Origin of the sequence: Paenibacillus sp. FSL W8-1187 (assembly GCF_037965485.1) — a bacterium.
Taxonomy (GTDB): Bacteria; Bacillota; Bacilli; order Paenibacillales; family Paenibacillaceae; genus Paenibacillus_O; species Paenibacillus_O pasadenensis.
Genome location: NZ_CP150181.1, coordinates 1080970 through 1098970, shown reverse-complemented (window position 1 = coordinate 1098970; position 18001 = coordinate 1080970). Strand labels below are relative to the sequence as shown.

Below are 18001 nucleotides of genomic sequence, written 5' to 3'. Positions count from 1 at the left end.
ACGCGCAGTTTTTCCTCGCGTAGCCGCCTCTCCCCAGCCGCACTCGCGTGCTACGCGCAGTTTTTCCTCGCGTAGCCGCCTCTCCCCATTCGCACTCGCGTGCTACGCGCAGTTTTTCCTCGCGTAGCCGCCTCTCCCCAGCCGCACTCGCGTGCTACGCGCAGTTTTTCCTCGCGTAGCCGCCTCTCCCCATTCGCACTCGCGTGCTACGCGCAGTTTTCCCTCGCTTAACCGCCTCTCCCCATCCGAGCGAGTCAATCTCAGCCGCACGACGGCAGTCCGGACGTTTCCGAACGACATTTCCTCTCCAGCAAGGCGAGGGACGCTAGGCGTGTTTGCAAACACGCTTAGGGGCATCTATCCCCTTTTCCCCCTGCTTCTTCGTCACGCAGGGATCAAAAATCCGACCCCATCTGCTTCCTTCGGGGGATGAAAACACGCCCTAGCTCTCCCGCTCGAAAAACGTCAACCGATTGCCGGCAGGGTCCTGCACCGTCATCTCCAGTCCGCCCCAGGGCGGCTTTACGAGGCCAGGCCTCGCGTAGCGGTAAGCTTTCGCCAGCAGGGACTGCTGGTAGGCTTTCACGCCGCCGGTCTCGATCCGCACATTCGCCCCCGGGATCCCGTCGCCGAAGTGCTCCGACAGATGCAGCTCGCAGCCGCCCAGCGACAGGAACAGGTAAAGCGGCATCGACGGCTCGTGCCGATGCTCGCCGAGCAGCTCCGCCCCGAGGAAGTCCAGGTAGAACTCCCTCGTCTTTTCGACATCGAGCATCCTCAGCACAGGCACGATTCGTTTGCACTCCATTGGCTCATTCCCCTTTCATAGCGTCGATCAGCCGATCGAACTCGGCGCGGTCGAAGCCTCCGATAATGGTGTAGCTCTCGCTAGCATCGCGCTTGCCGATCGTGACGCTTTGGGATCTCAGCGTTACCATCGTCGGATCGTCTAGCTTGCCTTTTTCATAGATCGAGACGGAGTAGGTATTCAAAATGCCGTCGATCGCCGGCTCAGGACTGAACGGCCCGCGTGCCAGCTTCATCGGAGCGAGCGCCTCGAGCAGCGCGGTCATGCGCGCCATGCTGTCGGTCTTGATTGAGGTTTCCTCTGCCTGTTCATCCCACCTCATGACATAGATCCGATCGAGTTGGCCCGCTCCCCCCGGATCGATTCCCTGCTTTTCCAGCGTCGTCCGCCAAGGAAGATTCGCATTGGCCAGGAAGCCGAGTACGAGGATCGTCGCCAGTCCGAGGCGGATTACGATTTGTTGCCAGCTCCAAGCTCTTCTCTCTTTCAGCGTCCTGCTCATCCGCCGCCTCCTCCTTGTCCTCCGTGAGATTTATCCTAGCAGAGAAGCGCTTCCCTTGTAAGTCTTTTCCATAACAAACGGCCCGCCTATTCTATGGAATGGGCGGGCCGCTCGGGATTAGAGAAAGCGAGGGGGTTATTGCTGGACGGAGCGTCGGCGGTTGAAGCCTAACGACGAATCAGCTCGTTACGAGGCCGAATTCAACCCTGGCCAAAACGTAACGACTCGTGAGACGCTTAGAGTTGAAAAAAAGCGTCAAATGGGCGGAAAGAACGAGATTGGAGACGTGTAAGCGTCTGAGGCGTCGTTAGCGGATCGGGAAACGGAGAAAACGGCCTCTAAGCGTTTGACGCGTCGTTAGGACCTGTCGAGCGACCCGCGTTCTTTGAAAACTTCCGCAAGCCCCATGACGGCGGTCTGGACCCAATCGACGCCGCCTCGCATCACCCGTACGCCCCATGACGGCAGTCCGGCCCCGTCAGCGCATCATCTAACGCCGCCTAAAGGTACCTGCCGCCGCTATCTTCCTTAGGAGAAAGCGGCGGCCCGCCTTACGGCAGCAGCTTCAGCAGCCGCTGCAGGATGACCGCGGCCTGCGCGCGGGTCGCTTGGCCTTTCGGCTGCAGCGTGTCCGCGCCAGTGCCGTTCATGATGCCGGCGGCGACGAGCTCCGCGAGCGCGCCGCGGGCATACGCCGCCGCTCGGCCGGCGTCGCGGAAGCCGCTCAGCGCAGAAGCGTCGCCCGCCGGGGAAACCCCGGCATGACGCAGATAGCGCGCCGCCAGCACAGCCATCTCCTCGCGGGTGATCTCGCGTCCCGGCTCGAAGCGTCCGCCGCCGGTGCCGCTGACGAGCCCCAGCTCGGCCGCGGCCGCGACCGCCTCCGCATACCATGCGTCCGCCTTCACATCGCCGAATCCGCTATCCGTCCCCGTGGACGCCAAGCCGAAGACGCGATGCAGCATCGTGATGAATTCGGCGCGCGTGACCGGCTTGCCCGGCTCGAAGACGCCCGGAGCCGTGCCGCGCAAAATGCCCTTGGCCGTCAGCTCGGCGATCGCGTCGCGCGCCCATGGAGCAACATCCAGATCGCGGAACGCCGGCATCGGGCTCGACGTCGGAGACGGAGATGCCGTCGGGCCGGCCGTCGGCTGCGGCGCGACGCTCGGCGAAGCGCTCGGCGTCACGCTTGGCGTCGGCGTTGACGTCGGGCTTGGCGTCTCGCCTCCGCCTGGCGTCGGCGTCGGCTCCTCGCTCGGTGCTGGCGTCGGCGTCGGCTCCTCGCTCGGCTTCGGCGTCGACGTCGGATCTCCGCTCGGCTTCGGCTTCGGCGTCGGGTTCTCGCTCGGCTTCGGCGTCGGCTCGCTGCCGCCTCCTTCAAGCACGCTCGTCTTGACCAAGGTCAGGTCATCGACCTTGATCCAGTTGCCGCCGAGATCCTTGGAATGGATAGCAACGGTCAGCTTGCCCTCGCGCACCTCGAGGCCGCTCAGGCGGACGCTTGCCCAGCTCGCCTCGCCTTTCGGAATCGCCGCAGCCTTCGCAGCGCCGCCATCTCCGACCGCGATCACCTCCGCGGCGAGCTGGCCGCCCTTGGACTTCGTCCAGGCGCGAACCTCGTAGACGCCCGGCTCGAGCCCTGCCACCTCCTGCGAGGTCGTGACTTCATAGGCCGTGTCGTTCCAGTGGACGAGCGAGAACTTGTCCGTGCGGGCTCCGCCCTCGAGCTTGACGATGCCGCCCGTCACGTCGGCTCCGGCCGCGTCCTTGCTGCTCCAATGCTTCGGCAGCACCGGCCAGGCCGCCTCGTCGACGGCTTCCTCGAAGCCCGGATTGAGCAGCAGGTTCTTCACGACCGGCTCGGCGCCGTCGTCATACGTGTTGCCCGGCACGTCGACCTTTAGAACGAGCTTGTCCGTGGCTGCGGCCGTGCCGTCGAAGCGCTCCGCCACCGCGACGACCTCCTTCTCGCCGTTGGCGATGCGCGAGGTCGAGTACGACCAGCGTCCATCCGCTCCGACCGGCGCATGGAAGCGGTCCTTGCCGATGCTCAGGAGCACGTCCTTCACGCCGCTCGCCGTCCCGCGCAGCGTCGTCGGCAGCGTCTTCACCTCGGAGGCGGACTTGTCGATCGCCACCTGCGCGCCCTCCAGCTCCTCGAGGAAATTCGCGCCCTGGATGTCGTCGATGTAGATCGTGCCCGCGCTCGACCGCGAGTCCGGCGATCCGCCGAGATAAAGCGAGAACGTCTTGATCAGCCGGCTCGAATCCGGCCGCGCGTCGGCGCTGCCGCCGTACCAGCCCGGATGGCGGAACGCGTCGAACGGCACCTGCACGAGCCGCGGATCGCTGCCGCGCATGATCATTTTCGTTTCCCAGAACTTGCCGTCCTCGTCCGAGAACTGGATCGCCAGCTCGTTGCCAGCGCCGTCCGGCTGCAGCCAGAAGCTGAAGCCGTCATAGCCGCTCAGGCGTAGGTAGTCCGGCGAGAAGCTGCCTCCGGCATAGCCCGGCCCGCTGAAGTCATAGTCCATGCGCAGGCCGTAGCCCCCTTCGGACTTGCGCGAGGCGTCGAGCGACACGTCGAGCAGGCCGCCGCCGGCATTGCGGGCGAACGCCTTCTGCACAAGCGCGTTGTAGCCGCCGTAGCCCTCGAAGTTGTCCAGCTTGGACGCGTTCGCAAGCTTCACTTCGTCGATTGCGATCGACCCGGACGAAGCCGATGCCGACTCGCCCCCGCTCACGATCAGCGCGAACCGCTGGACCGAGCTCAGGTCCATCGCCCCTTCGCCGGCGGCGTCTTTGCTCCACTCCGGCTGGACGAAGTCCGCCAGCTTGATCTCGACGACGCGAGCCGCCGTCCCGGACAGCGCGACCGGCGCTTCCCAGACGCGCCCATCGCCGGCCGTCAGCTGGAAGCTCAGCTTGTTGCCGCTGCCGTCCGGCTTCACCCAGGCATGCAGCGCGTCGAAGCCGCTCAGATCCGCTCCGCCGAGCGGGCGGGACAAGCCGGCATATCCTGCCGAGCCGAGCTCGTAGCCGAGCCGGACGCCGTAGCTGCCCTTGAAGCGGGACTCGCCGTCCAGCGCGATCGAGATTCCGTCTCCGTTCTCATTGCGCTCATACCGGGCGGCGATCGAGTCGTCGCGGCCGAAGTCGTACTCGCCGTCCTCCATCACATTCGCCGGAGGAGCCTCCGTCAGCGGCACGAGGCTGCTGCCGTAGCCGAGCTCGACGCGGGCCAGCCCGATTCCGTCCGCCCCGTCCGGGAACAGCGCGCGGACATAGCGCACCGACGCCGGCAGATCGAAGCTCGAATAGGCGAGCTTGCTCCAGCCCTCGGCGGCCGCTTCCTTCGTCAGGGCAGGCTGCAGCGGAACGTAGGCGATGCCGTCGATGGACGCCTCCAGCTTCAGCCCCGCGCTGCCTTCCGGCGCATAGGCGACGAACCGGTAGGAGCTCAGATCGGCCGGCACCGAATAGACGAGCGACGCCTCGGCAGATCCCGCATTCGCCAGCACCGCCTGGCCGCCGGTCGCCTCGCTGCCGTCCCGCCGCTCCAGCGCGTCCGACTTGGACGCCGGCAGCTCCGCGAACTCGCGGTCGACGACGAAGCCCTTGCGGCTGCGCTCCGGCACCGCCTGCCAGCCCGTGCCGTCGTAGTCGTATTCCAGCTCGACGCGGTCGACCTTGACCCGCGCGCCGCCCTCGAGCAGCAGCTTGACGAAGCGGGTGTCCGCCGGCAGGCTGCCGGCCGTCGACCAGCCGTCCTGCACGTCCGCCGCGACCTCGGCATATCCCGCGTACGGCTCGCTCGACGCGAACCAGCGGACCTGGCCGGAGCCCTCGACCTTCGCCGCGGCGCGCTTCAGCGCGACCGGGGAAGCATACGTGATCGTGCCGCCGGACTCGCTGCCGACATGAGCCTTGAAGCCGATGCCGAGCTCGTTCCAGCTGTCCGCCGCGTTCGTCACGTTGGACGTATGGTCGAACGCATAGGTGCTGCGGGTTTCGAGCGGGCTCTGCAGCAAGCTCATCTCATCGGCGATGAGATGGCGCGCCGCCTCGACGGCGACGACGTTCGACCAGGCGGACTGGCCGCTCTCGTTCACGCCGCGCACCCGGTACTGGTAGCTGACGCCGGTGATGGCCCGCTCGTCATGGAACGCCTTCGTCCCGGCGCGTCCGCCGTCCGAAAAGCTTTCGACGACCGTCTCCCACGTCTCGCCGTCCTCGGAGCGCTGCACCTCGTAGCCGGACGCCCCGACCGAGCCTTGCCAGCGGATGTCCGCGACCGACTCGATCGGCAGCAGCTTCGGCGCGCCGTCCGGAGCCGGAATCGGCGGCACCGCCGTCGCCTTGGCCGCGTCGAGCTTGTCCATATAATGCGCGTACTTGTATACCGTGCGGATGATGCCGGTCTCGCCGTAATAATCGCCGGCCGAGAAGCCCGGCCAGTGGTAGGACGCCCAGTTGCCCGGGTTCTCGTCATGCCAGTAGAAGCCGCCGTCCTCCTTGTGCGGGCGCAGCGACCAGATGAGCGCGCCGGAGGTGCCGTTCTGCAGCGCCGCGTCGAACAGCGCGTCGACCGGCTCCTTGTCCGTGTAAAGGCCGAACTCCCCGAGGATGTACGGCTTCTTTCCTTTGGAGACGGCCCGGTCCCCGTTCACCTTGTCGATGAAGTTGCCGGTGTAGAAATGGTTGCCGACGACGTCGATGTTCGGGTCCGTCAGCGAATCCGGATGGATCGCGAACCGCCCGTCGAGCAGCAGCTGCTTCGGCTGCAGCTCCTCCTTGATGTAGCGGGCGATCTCCGTCGTCCACGCCTGCGGGAACTTGTCCTGGTTGTAGCCGCCGAGCTCGTTGCCGGTCTCCCAGGCGAGGATCGCCTTGTCGTCCTTGTATTTCACGCCGGTGATCGTGTTCGTCCGGTTCAGCATGTAGGCGACCGTCTGCTTGAACAGATCGATGACCTTCTCGTCCGTGTAGAACTTCCAGCCGTCCGGGTCCGTCGCCGCGTCGCCGGTGATCGTGCCGGGATAAACGAAGTTCACGAAGCTCTCGATGCCGCCGACCCACTGCCACTGGTCGACGAACGGCACGATGACCCGCACGCCGGTGCGGTTCGCCAGGGCAAGCATCCGGTCCATCTTGCGGAAGCCCTCCTCGCTGAACTGCATGACGCCGTCCGCGTCCGGACCGAGGATGAACGCCGAGCCGGCGTTGGAGCCGTCATAGCGCAGCACCGACGGCACGTAGGAGCGCGTCACCTTGCCGCCCATCGCGGAAATCGTGCGCAGCGCGTCGTCCTGCGCGAACTCGGGATCGCCGAGCGCGCCGGGATAGTTGAGCGAGGCGAAGCGGAACTCCTGCTCGCCGTCCATCAGCCTGTCGCCGTCTACGGTGATGTAGGTCTGGAATGCCGACGGCTCCGCGAGCCCGTATACGGCCTCGGCGGCCGTCGGCTCGTCCGGCTGGCCGGCAGGCGCAGCAGCCGCAGCCGAGCCGATGCCTCCTGCCGGAGCGGCCAGGGCCAGGATGAGAAGCCAGCATAAAAACGCTTTCATAATGGATTGCGGATGATGCTTGTTCATGAAGCTCATGCCTCCCGAATGTGATTGTGAGTTGCCCGAACTGCGGCCAAGCGGTTTGACTTGCCCTCCCTTCCGAGCTTGTTAGGCGAACGGATTGGCAGCGTTTCCTCTAATTCAACGAAATTATAGTTTTACCTAAACTTTATGTCAACAAATTTTAATTTAAATCAACTTTCCAAAAAAGCGGCCGCACCGCATAAGCTAAGGCAGAGGAATCCGCGCCGCTGCCGATAGCCGCTGCCGGTAGCTGCTGCCCGCTAGCCGCTGCCGGAAGGAAAGGAGGACGGCCCATGCCTTCCCGCCCCAGACGCCCGTCGCGTCTCGTCTGCCGCCATCAGGTCCGAGTCCGCCTGGAAGCTCCGGCCGCCGACGCCGCCCCCTCCTCGCCGGCCGGCCCGAAAAAACAACGCAAAGACGCCTCCGCTCCGAAGAGCGAAGGCGTCGCGATCCATGTCGCCGCCGGCGGCGTCTATCTGATCCGCGTCACGGCCGAGGGCTTCGCCGGCACGGCGCCGCTGCCCTGCCTGACGGTCGGCGGCAGCCTGCTCGCCGGCATGCTGTACGATCCGCCCGAGGACGGCCGCGTATCGGGCTGGCTGCTCGCCCGGCTGCCCGCGGGCTGCCTGCTGAAGCTCGAGGACCGCTCCTTTCCGCTCCCGCTGCCGCGCGGCGCCGCTCCGCCTGCGGCAGGCAGGCTGTGGGAGCTGACTATGGAGCGGGTAGGGGGATGACCGGCTCGTCCTCCGGCTTGAGCGGCAGATGCACCTCGCAGATCGTGCCTTGACCCGGCTTGCTGCGGAAGTAGAGCCTTCCGCCCATCGCCTGGATCAGATTGGTGACGACCATCAGGCCGAGTCCGGTTCCTTTTTCCTTGGTCGTGTAGAACGGCATGCCGATCCGCTTGAGCTGCTGCTCGTTCATGCCGATGCCGGTATCGCGGATGAAGATGAGCACCTTGCCGTTCTCCTTGCGGGAGCTGACCGTCAGCACGCCGCCCTCCGGCATCGACTCGACGGCGTTTTTCATGATGTTGAGCAGGCATTGCTGCAGCTTCTTGGAGTCGCCGACGACCGGCAGCTCGTCGTGGACGCCATGCCTCGACACGAGCTCCACCCCGGTCATGACGCACAGCGGCTTGACCCACTGCTCGACGCTCGCCAGCTCCTGGCGGACGTCGAGCAGCCGGGGCTCGTCCACGGACGGCTTGCTGTAGTTGAGGTAGTCGGTGATGATGGCGTTCGCTCCGTCGATGCCCTCCAGCGCGTTCGTCCGGTAGCGCTCGAGCGTCGCCGAGTCGAGGCCGGAGCGGCCCATCAGCTGCAGGAAGCCGCGCGCCGTCGTCAGCGGATTGCGGATCTCATGCGAGATCGAGGCGGTCAGCTGGCCGATGAGATGATATTTCTCAGCGTTGAAAAGCTCCTCCGTCAGCCGCTCCTGGTGCTTGACCAGATAGTAGGTGTAGGCGACGAGCGGAGACGACAGCAGCGTGCCGATGCCGGTCGCCAGCATCCGCTGATGGTCCATCGTCTCGGAGGTCGCCAGCGACACGCCGACGAACAGCGCCATGTAGCCGCTGACGAGCAGGAAGTGCATCGTCAGCATGCGCCTCACCGTCTCCGGCGACGGCATCCGGTAGTGGTAGGCGATGCCGGCCGCCGCGACGATCGTCGCGGAGATCGTTCCCGGCGCCCATTCGTTGCCCGCGATGAAGATGTTGCCCCAGATGAACGCGGCCGCTGTCGCCACTCCCGGGATCCAGCCCTCGTAGATGGCGATCAGCGCGACGCATACCGGCACCAGGTGGAAGGCATAGACGAGCGGATCGATCTCCTCGTAGCCCAGATAGAAGTAGGACATCAGCGCCAGGATGCCGACGAACAGCAGCTTGCGTCCGAAGCGCATGAAGGACACCCGCGGCGTGATGATGAGGAACAGCAGGCAGGCGGTCAGATAGTACATCAACCCCTGAAATTCGCGCGCAAGAATGTATTCGATCACGGCAAGGCTTTCCTTCCGATCAGCTAGCCGACAATCTTGCCGTTCCAGGGAAGGCCGTCTTCCCATCGGGACTTGTCGTTGCGCTGCCACAGCCCGAGCAGCTCGAACGCGTACATGTCCCAGATCCGGCATTTGTCGGCCTTGATCTCATAATGATCTATAATGGCGTTGACGGCCCGCCTGGCCGCCTCGTTGGCTCCCTCCATCGTCGCCAGGTCCGTATTGGTGCGGACATAGTCGGAGGCGAGGTAGAAATTGGGGATCGCGGTGTAGGCGTTCGGCCGCAGATCCCACGTATGGACCCGGTTCACGAGCAGAGGCTCCATGTTGGTCGCCCCGTGCGGATTCGGAAACTGGATGTCCTCGTCGAGGAACCACGCCTCCAGCAGCCCGTCATGGAGCACGTCGCCGCTATGGTTGAAATGGTCCTTGAGCTGCTGCCATACTTCCTGCTTGATCTCCTCGGCCGAGCATTGCATCGCCGGCTTGCCGAACAGGACGCCCTTGGACTCCCAGTCGGAGACGTCGACCGAGAGGATGCCCTTGACCTTGCCGTTGCCGTATTCGGACAGATCGACGCCCGGCCAGAACTGCTTCTGGGAGACGAGCGTCAGCGCCCACGGGCTGTCCATGCAGATGATATGACCGTGGATCAGCTCGACGTCCTCGTTCAGATAGAACTGGATGCCGTTCATCCACTCGACCGACTCGCTCAGCGGCTTGATGCTGCCGAGCAGCGGATCGGCCTGCACCAGCTCGTCGGTGAGCAGGCCCGCCATCACCTCGACCGGCAGCGCCGCGATGTAGCAGTCGCCGACGACAAGCTGCTCCTGTCCGTCCAGCAGCACGGTCGCTCCGACGATGGAGCCCTTCTCGCAATGGATCGCCTTGACCGGCGCGCCTCGGTAGAATTTTACGCCCAGCGATTCGAGATGATCGTACCAGGGGAACAGCCAAGCCTCGTTGGTCGGCCCGTTCAGCAGCCGGTCGGCGCTGCCGCCCGGCGTCACCATGTCGAGCATGAGCGTCGCGCCGACCGTGCCGATCGTGCAGGCGTTCGCTTCCTGCGCCTTGGCCGCGACGAGGATGCGGGAGAGGCCGACGAAGATGCGCTTGAACTGCTCCGACTGCTTGTCCGCCTCGATGAAGTCCCACCACGACACCCGCTGGTAGTCGAGGTAGCGGCGCAGCTTGCTGCTGGAGGCGAGCTCGAACAGCTTCGCGCCGTACAGCGCCGCCTCCTCCGCCGTCAGGCCGAGATGGTTTTCGAACAGCGACGTGAACAGCACCTTCAGATCGGAGATCGATTCGGGGAACTCCGTAATGAACGGGAGCATGTCGCGGTCGTCGAAGGCGAGCCCGAGCCGCGTGCCCTCGACCAGGTTGTCGAACACGCTCTTGCGTCCGTTTCCGAGCAGCTGGTCGAGCACGCCGCCGCGCGCGCCGCTTTGGAGCGGGATCCTCTTCATCGTGTCGGTCACATGCTGGTAGAACTTCGGGAAGAAGCGGAACCCGTGCTCTCCCGGCAGATCCTTCCTTCCGTCGATGCCCGTGCCCTTGGCCTCCATGCTGCGGGCCTTGCCGCCGGGAACCTCTCTCGCCTCGTAGACGGACACCTCGAAACCGCGTTCGGCCAGCTCATGGGCTGCGCTCATTCCCGCGACTCCGCCGCCCAATATGACAACTTTCGGCAGCCTTTTCTCCAAGCTTCCTTCTCCTCCTCTAGCATCCTCGATTTGATCGGCTTCACCAATAGGCCTGCACTCGTATAAACGCTCCCCATATAGTACCATCGCACTAATGTCAGTTGCTGTCGATTATTATCGGTTATTGAAATATTTCTCGTTAATGGTCGCTCTACGAGAAATGGAATCGCTTGGAAATCCGCGCAGCGCATCGCTTTCTCCAGCGGCGGGCGTTGCGCGGAAGCGGCTTTCGGCAGGCGGAAGGGCCGTTCCGAGGCGGCTTCCGGGCGCTCGGCCGCTGCCGCAGGAAAGCAAAAAAAAGAGAGACGGAAGGCCGCAGCCTCCGTCTCTCGCGCCATCGTTCGCTAGGGCGTGTTTGCATGCCCCGAAGGAAGCAGATGTGACCGAATTTTTGATCCCTGCGAGGAACGTAGGCGAAGGCGTACCGGGGGTACGTCAAGCCTGCGTGACGAAGCAGGGGGCAAAAAGGCGGGGATAGATGCCCCTGAGCGGGTTTGCAAGCACGCCCTAGACCTAATACAGCGTCCGCCACAAATAAAAAGTCGCATAGGCCTCCCAGCCTGCCCAGGCGCGGGCATGCTCGCGCACTTCGGGCTCGGTCGGCTTGCGCTCCAAGCCGGCCTGGACGCGGATCGCATGCTGCAGGCCGACGTCGGCGGCGGGCAGCGCCTCGGCCATGCGCAGGCAGCGCATCATGACGTAATGCGCGGTCCACGGCCCGATGCCGCGGACCGCCGTCAGCCTTTTTTCCGCAGCCGACCAGCCGGCCGCCGCCAGCTCCCTCTTGTCCAGCTCGCCGGCCGCGACATGACGCGCGACGCCGATCAGATACTCCGACTTGCGCGTCGTCATCTGCAGCGCCGCGATGTCGGACGGCTCCAGCGCGGCGACCGCCGCAGGCTTCGGGAAGCACCAGTACGTCCAGCCGCCGTGGCGGACCGAGCGGCCGAACGACTCCGTGAAGCGCTTCTTGAGCGCATAGGCGAACGGCAGGTTGATCTGCTGGCCGATGATGCCCCAGCAGGCGGCCTCGAACAGATCGGGGATGCCGACCATCCGCAGGCCGCGGAACGTCTCCGCCGCCTCTTTCAGCAGCGGGTCGGCGGCCGCCAGCCGGTAGAACGGCGCCAGGTCGCGGTCCAGGTCGAACCACTCCTCGGCGTAGCGCCGCACATGCGCCTGCATCGCCGGGGAAGGCCGGGCGGCGGCAGGCGCGGGCGGGTCGGCGGGCTCGAGCGCCGGGCGAGCGGCCGAGGGCTCAGCGGCGGACGTTGGCGCGACTGGAGCGGCGGGCGGGAGACCGCTCGCCGGGTCTTCAGGCGCGGGCTCGCTCGCTGGGTGAGCGGCCGAGAGCGCTGCGGGTGCAGCCGCGGCGGCGGACGGCGCTGCGGACGGCGACGAGTCGGCGGCGGAGGCGGTTGCCGGGAGGCCGCCGATTGATCGGGCGGACGTTGGCCCGGCGCGCCCCGCGGCTGGAGCGGCGGGCTCGGGCTCGCTCGCATCCGTGCCGATCGGCACGAATTCCGCCTCGAGCGCATGGACATCGTCCCGGCAACGGAAGCGGACCAGCGCCAGCTCGCCCTCCCGCTCGAACAGCTTCGTCACCTCGCTGCCGTCGACCCGGTACAGCGCCTCGTCGCTCGATCTCGCCAAGTAGCCCAGCACCGCCGGCCAGCTGAACAGCTCCGGCAACTCAATCCGCAGGCGGCTCGCCTCTTCCTGCGCCGCTCCGTTTCTATCGGTCGTTTCCATGCTGCTTCCTCCCTCCTGTCATTCCCTGACTCTACCTTTCTCGCGCCCAAGTTGTCCATAGCCGAATCTTGCGCTTTCATGGGACTCTCCGGGAGTGTTGCCTCCTACTCGTTCTATCTTTTCTCGGAGCTCGGCTAGCAGAACGGCGCCAGCATGATTCGGCGCGGCGACGCGACGAGGGAGTCGAGAGTGCCTTGATTAGTGAAAACCCGGCGCGGCGACTCCACGAGGGAGTCGAGAGGGCCTTGGTTGGTGGGAACCCAGCGCGACGACTCCACGAGGGAGTCGAAAGTGCCTTGGTTGGCGGAAACCCAGCACTTCGGCGCGACGAGGGAGTCTAGAGTGCCTCGCTTGGCGGAAACCCGGCGCGGCGACTCCACGAGGGAGTCGAGAGTACCTTGGTTGGTGAAAACCCGGCCCATCGACGCCACGAGGGAGTCGAGAGGGCCTTGGTTGGCGGAAACCCGTCATATCGATGCGACGAGGGAGTCGAAAGTGCCTTGGTGGGCGGAAACCCAGTACTTCGGCGCGACGAGGGAGTCTAGAGTGCCTTGGTTGGCGGATATCCGGCGCGGCGACTCCACGAGGGAATCGAAAGTGCCTTGGTTGGCGGAAACCCAGCACTTCGGCGCGACGAGGGAGTCTAGAGTGCCTCGGTTGGCGGATATCCGGCGCGGCGATGCGACGAGGGAGTCGAGAGCGCCTTGGTTGGTGAAAACCCGGCATATCGACGCCACGAGGGAGTCGAGAGGGCCTTGGTTGGTGAAAACCCGGCCCATCGACGCTACGAGGGAGTCGAGAGGGCCTTGGCTGGCGGAAACCCGGCGCGGCAACTCGACGAGGGAGTCGAGAGCGCCTCGGTTGGCGGAAACCCGGCGCGGCGACTCCACGAGGGAGTCGAAAGTGCCTTGGCTGGCGGATACCCGGCATATCGACGCGACGAGGGAGTCGAGAGTGCCTTGGTTGGCGGAAACCCGGCGCGGCGACTCCACGAGGGAGTCGAAAGTGCCTTGGCTGGCGGATATCCCGGCGCGGCGACGCCTCGAGGGAGTCTCATGTCCTCCACGAAAAACAAGCCGCTCCGAGCGTCCATACGGACGTTCGGAGCGGCTTCAATTATAAAGAGCTGGCTTCGCACGCCGCGCGCCGGCGCTATGCCCGCTGGCGGATGATCCGCACGCCGCGCGCCGGCACGCTGACGCGTCCGGCCGCCACGCTCGCGCCGCCGCCGAGCAGGTCGTCGCCGCCCGAGCTCAGCTCGGCCCAGCCTTCCTCGGCCGCATGGTTGAGCAGGAACAGGTAGCGCTGGCCGTCCTTCACGCGCGCCGCCGTCTCCAGCTCCGCCGACGCCTCGGCGACGAGCGGCTCGATGCCGTTCTCCGCGCACACCTCGCGCAGGAAGTCGCCGAGGAACGCCTCGTCCGGGCTCGTCGCGACGTACCACGCCCGTCCGGCTCCGAAGCGGTTGACGGTCAGCGCCGGCATGCCCGCATAGAAGTCGTCGCCATACACGGCCTTCACCTCGGCACCCTCGCTATGGATGAGGTCGCACAGCAGGCCGCACTCGTACTCGGCGAGCCCGGACGCGCCGCCAGCTATCCGCGCGGACGTCCCTGCCGCCGCCGTGCCGGCATGCTCCGAGCCCGCCGCGGTCTGCCGCTGCGCCTCGGCAGCTGCATCCTCCGCGCCGCCGCTCCAAGCCGAGCTCAGCACGATGCGGTTCCGCTGCTCCGGCAGCAGCGCGTCGATCTCCTCCGACCAGATGCCGAGCACCTGGCGCAGCTCGCCCGGGTAGCCGCCCGTACGCACGATGTCCCGCTCGTCGACGATGCCGCTGAAAAACGTCGTGATGAACGTGCCGCCGGCCTCGACGAACCGCTCGACCGCCGCGGCGAAGCCCGGCTTCACCATGTACATGACGGGCGCGATGACGACGCGGTAGCGCGAGAAGTCCGCGTCCACGCCGATCATGTCGGCCGCAACCTGCTGCTTGGCGAGAGCGTCGTAGTACTTGTGGGCTTCTTTCACATAATCGAGCGCCACGGTCGGACCGCTGCTGAGATCGATCGCCCAGCGGTTCTCCCAGTCGAAGACGATGCCGACCGCGGCGTCGCCGCGCGCGTCCAGCAGCTCGCCGCCGACCGCCTGCAGCTCGCCGCCGAGCTCCGCCACCTCGCGGAACACGCGCGTATGCTCATGCCCGACATGCTCGATGACCGCGCCGTGGTACTTCTCGCAGGCGCCGATCGAGCGGCGCAGCTGGAAGAACATGACCGTGTCCGCGCCGTGCGCGACCGCCTGCCAGCTCCACAGCCGCATGACGCCGGGCCGCTTGAGCGAGTTGTACGCCTGCCAGTTCTGCTGGCTCGGCGTCTGCTCCATGAGCATGAACGGCTGGCCGTCCTTCAGGCCGCGCATCAGGTCATGGGCCATGGCGGTCAGGCTGTGCGGGGTGTCGATCGACGGGTAGTTGTCCCAGGAGACGACGTCCATTTCCTTGGCCCATTTGAAGTAGTCGAGTTCGGGGTAAAATCCCATCAGGTTCGTCGTCACCGGAATGTCCGGGGTAAGCGCCTTCACCGCATCGCGCTCCAGCTTGAAGCAGTCCAGCAGGCTGTCCGACTGGAAGCGGCGGTAGTCGAGCGAGATGCCCTGGAAGTTCGTGCGGCTGCCGCCCCACTCCTCGCTCAGCGCGTTCGGCGGCACGACCTCTTCCCAATCATAGAACGTATGGCCCCAGAAACGGGTGTTCCAGGAGCGGTTCAGCTCCTCGAGCGAGCCGTAGCGCTGCTGCAGCCAGGAGCGGAAGCCCGCGGCGCAGTTGTCGCAGTAGCAGTAGCCGCCGTACTCGTTGCTCACATGCCAGATGAGCAGCGCCGGATGGCTGCCGTAGCGCTCGGCCAGCTTCGTCGCCAGCGCGGCGCTGAACTTGCGGTAGGCCGGGCTGTTCGGGCAGGAGTTGTGGCGGCCGCCGAAGCGCCGCTTGCGCCCGTCGAAATCGACGCGCAGCACGTCGGGATGGCGGCGCGCCATCCACGCCGGATGCGCCCCCGTGCCGGTCGCCAGGCAGATGCCGATGCCTTGGCCGTGCAGCAGCTCGAACTGCTCGTCGAGCCAGGCGAAGTCGTACGTGTCCTCGTCCGGCTGGTCGAGCGCCCACGAGAACACGTTGATCGTGGCGACGTCGATGCCGGCGAGCTTGAACATCCGATGGTCCTCGGACCATGTCTCGGCGTCCCACTGCTCGGGATTGTAATCGCCTCCATACCAGATCTTAGGCAGCTTGTTCGAGATCATCAGAAGCCCCTCTTTCGAATGGGATATAAGGATATCCCCATTGTATCCCTTCCCCAATTCCCTTGATATCCAAGGATATGGACATCTAATATAACAATATGGAACTGTCGAAAGGAGAGAGCCGCATGCAGCAGCCCGGACCGCGTCATCGCCGCATCGTCGCCGTCGAGCTCAAGGAAAGGCCGCTTCCGCTCCGGCTGGAAAGCCTCGGCTTCAATCCGGACCAGGAGCCGTTCCATCGTCCGGACGGCTATTCCGTCTACCACTGGCTGCAGACCGTCTCCGGAGAAGGCCGGATCGAATGGGGCGGACGCTCGGAGACGCTCCGCTCCGGAAGCGGCCTGCTGCTGCCTCCGGGAGCGCCCCACCGGTACCGGAGCGCGGACGACTCGATCTGGAAAACGGTCTACATGACGTTCAGCGGCGGCGAGGCCGCGGCGCTGCTCGCCTCGCTCGGCCTCGCCGCGCCGGGGCTGTACCGCTGGGAGGAGGAATCTCCGCTCGGCTCGCTGCTGCTCGGCTCGCTCGGCCAGCTCGAGGCCGCGTCCGATCCGCTCGGCCTGGAAGCGTCGCAGCAGGCGTACCGCTTCCTGCTCGCGCTCGGCACGTACGCCAGCGCCGACGCCGGCACCGCCGTCATGCAGCAGCTGCGCCAGCTGGAGCCGCTGCTCGCCTGGCTCGAGGCGAACCTGCACCGGCCGGCCGTCGGCCTGGACGACATGGCGGCGCAGGCCGGCGTATCCGGCCGGCGGCTGAACACGCTGTTCCGCAGCTTGTTCGGCCTCTCGCCCTACGCCTATCTGCTGCGGCTGCGCATCCGCCGGGCGCGCGAGCTGCTGCTCAGCCGCCCCGGCGCTCCGCTGCGGGCGATCGCCCAGGACAGCGGCTTCCGCGACGTCAGCCATTTCATCGCCACGTTCCGCAGGCTGACCGGCGATACGCCGGACCGGTTCCGCAGCGGCCGGCCGTAAGCCGGCGAAATCAGCCGATTCGGACCGTACTCGCCGAGTCGGCTCGCGGCGATGCGCCTTGACGGTGCACGTTGACAGTCTGCTTCATTGATTTTATAATGAATAAAATTTCATTCATTAAAGGGGAGGGTGAAGTGCCCCGTACACCGGAACAATATGAGGCCATGCGCCTTGCAACCCGAGTCAAAATCCAGACAGCGGCGATGCAGCTGTTCGTTCGTCAAGGATACGGTTCCACCAATGTTCAGCATATTGCCGATCAAGCGGGCATCAGCACGGGTCTGATGTACCGTCATTACAAGACAAAGGAGCAGCTTTTCGAGGAGCTGCTGCAGTTCGCCATCTCCGGATTGGAGACGCTGATCGCCAGATTTCAGACCTGCGACAAGCCTGCTGAGGAACTGGCACGGTTCGCGGACGAGGTGTATTCGGATCTGTCTTCCGGCGATGACTTGGGACACCTCATGCTGTTGATGACGCAATCCTTCTTCTCCGCGGAGACGGCCGATCGGAAAGCGGCTCTCATGCAGATCAATGCCGATCTTCTGCAAGCGACTGCCGCGCTCATCGTTCAAGGACAGCGTCAAGGCCAGATTCGCAATGGCAATGCTCTCGAGATGGCGCTCTATTTCTTTTCCTCGATTCAGGGACTGGCGACGATGAAGGTGATGCTGGGGGAAGGATTTTCGATGCCGTCGAGACCGCTCTTGACCTTGGTTTTCAAAAAGGAAGGGGAATCGTCATGAAGCATTCCGACGCCTTTGAAGTTGTTCGGGCCGACCGCGCGGGCCCAGAGGCCAGGAACCAAATGGCGGAGATTTTCGCCGAAGGCTTCTCGCAGTGGCTCTCGTTTTTTTCCAAGGACCGGGATATCATCGCAAAGGCATTCGCCCATATGTTCGTGCTGGATCAATTTTATGTGGCGCTCGCCGGCGATCGCGTGGCGGCCTTCGGCGCCTGCACCGACTGTCGCCGCTTCTCCGTAAACCTTCAGAGCGCGCCTCTCCGCCGGCATCTGGGCTGGTTCAAGGGCTCGATGGCCGCTCTCATTCTGAAGAGGGAATTCCAAAAGCCCTTTGTCGACCCGCCGGCGGAAACGGGGTCGGTCGAGTTCATCGGCACCGCCTTGTCCTTCCGCGGCCAAGGAGCGGCTTCGGCGGTGATTCGACATATGCTGGATCATCTGCCGTACCGCACCTATCTGATCGAAGAGGTCGCGGATACCAATGTTCCGGCCATGCGCCTGTATGAGAAGCTGGGGTTCACGGAATACAAGCGCAAGTCCCTATCCCCCAAGCAGGCCCGCAGAGCCGGGTTCCATCACATGATCTCGCTGCGTCTGGAGAAGGCGTGAGACGTTGCAAAGCCTGCCC

General features: G+C 65.2%; 11 protein-coding genes. 4 read left to right on the top strand and 7 right to left on the bottom strand.

The features are described from left to right. Nucleotides 1-442 precede the first annotated feature (442 nt). From NYE40_RS04740 to NYE40_RS04730, 3 genes are all read right to left on the bottom strand, one after another. The gene (locus NYE40_RS04740; RefSeq protein WP_339279396.1) at nt 443-808 is read right to left on the bottom strand and encodes a glyoxalase superfamily protein; all 366 of its coding nucleotides are present in this window, start codon (nt 806-808) and stop codon (nt 443-445) included. A gap of 4 nt (nt 809-812) precedes the next feature. Next, complete coding sequence (locus tag NYE40_RS04735) at nt 813-1310, bottom strand: hypothetical protein (protein ID WP_028600303.1); 498 nt, start codon at nt 1308-1310, stop codon at nt 813-815. Between the two features lie 551 nt (nt 1311-1861). After that, nucleotides 1862-6904, bottom strand: coding sequence for a CIA30 family protein (locus NYE40_RS04730; RefSeq protein ID WP_194843269.1), 5043 nt, complete (start codon nt 6902-6904; stop codon nt 1862-1864). A gap of 290 nt (nt 6905-7194) precedes the next feature. On the opposite strand from NYE40_RS04730, the gene NYE40_RS04725 reads away from it, so the two are divergent. Beyond that, entirely contained in the window at nt 7195-7635 is a 441-nt protein-coding gene (locus tag NYE40_RS04725; RefSeq protein ID WP_153782840.1) for a hypothetical protein, read from the top strand. On the opposite strand, the gene NYE40_RS04720 is transcribed toward NYE40_RS04725, so the two are convergent. The 4 genes from NYE40_RS04720 to NYE40_RS04705 form a co-directional block, all read right to left on the bottom strand. Further along, nucleotides 7613-8902, bottom strand: a complete 1290-nt coding sequence (locus tag NYE40_RS04720; protein ID WP_052333547.1) for a HAMP domain-containing sensor histidine kinase — start codon at nt 8900-8902, stop codon at nt 7613-7615. The genes NYE40_RS04725 and NYE40_RS04720 overlap by 23 nt on opposite strands. 23 nt (nt 8903-8925) lie before the next feature. Continuing rightward, nucleotides 8926-10578: an FAD-dependent oxidoreductase gene (locus tag NYE40_RS04715; protein WP_228551805.1), complete on the bottom strand. Its 1653-nt coding sequence runs from the start codon at nt 10576-10578 to the stop codon at nt 8926-8928. A 543-nt stretch (nt 10579-11121) separates the two neighbouring features. Further along, a complete protein-coding gene (locus tag NYE40_RS04710) occupies nt 11122-12360 on the bottom strand; it encodes a DNA-3-methyladenine glycosylase (RefSeq protein WP_052333546.1) in 1239 nt (412 codons plus the stop codon). A 1152-nt stretch (nt 12361-13512) separates the two neighbouring features. Further along, nucleotides 13513-15657: a beta-galactosidase gene (locus NYE40_RS04705; RefSeq protein WP_028600299.1), complete on the bottom strand. Its 2145-nt coding sequence runs from the start codon at nt 15655-15657 to the stop codon at nt 13513-13515. A gap of 125 nt (nt 15658-15782) precedes the next feature. Between NYE40_RS04705 and NYE40_RS04700 the strand changes: the two genes are divergently transcribed. The 3 genes from NYE40_RS04700 to NYE40_RS04690 all read left to right on the top strand — a co-directional run bounded on the left by NYE40_RS04700 (nt 15783) and on the right by NYE40_RS04690 (nt 17982). Next, complete coding sequence (locus tag NYE40_RS04700; protein WP_052333545.1) at nt 15783-16628, top strand: AraC family transcriptional regulator; 846 nt, start codon at nt 15783-15785, stop codon at nt 16626-16628. Between the two features lie 134 nt (nt 16629-16762). Continuing rightward, nucleotides 16763-17374: a TetR/AcrR family transcriptional regulator gene (locus tag NYE40_RS04695; protein ID WP_028600297.1), complete on the top strand. Its 612-nt coding sequence runs from the start codon at nt 16763-16765 to the stop codon at nt 17372-17374. Further along, nucleotides 17371-17982, top strand: coding sequence for a GNAT family N-acetyltransferase (locus NYE40_RS04690; RefSeq protein WP_043111758.1), 612 nt, complete (start codon nt 17371-17373; stop codon nt 17980-17982). The genes NYE40_RS04695 and NYE40_RS04690 overlap by 4 nt, the downstream gene beginning before the upstream one ends. The last annotated feature ends 19 nt before the right edge of the window (nt 17983-18001 follow it).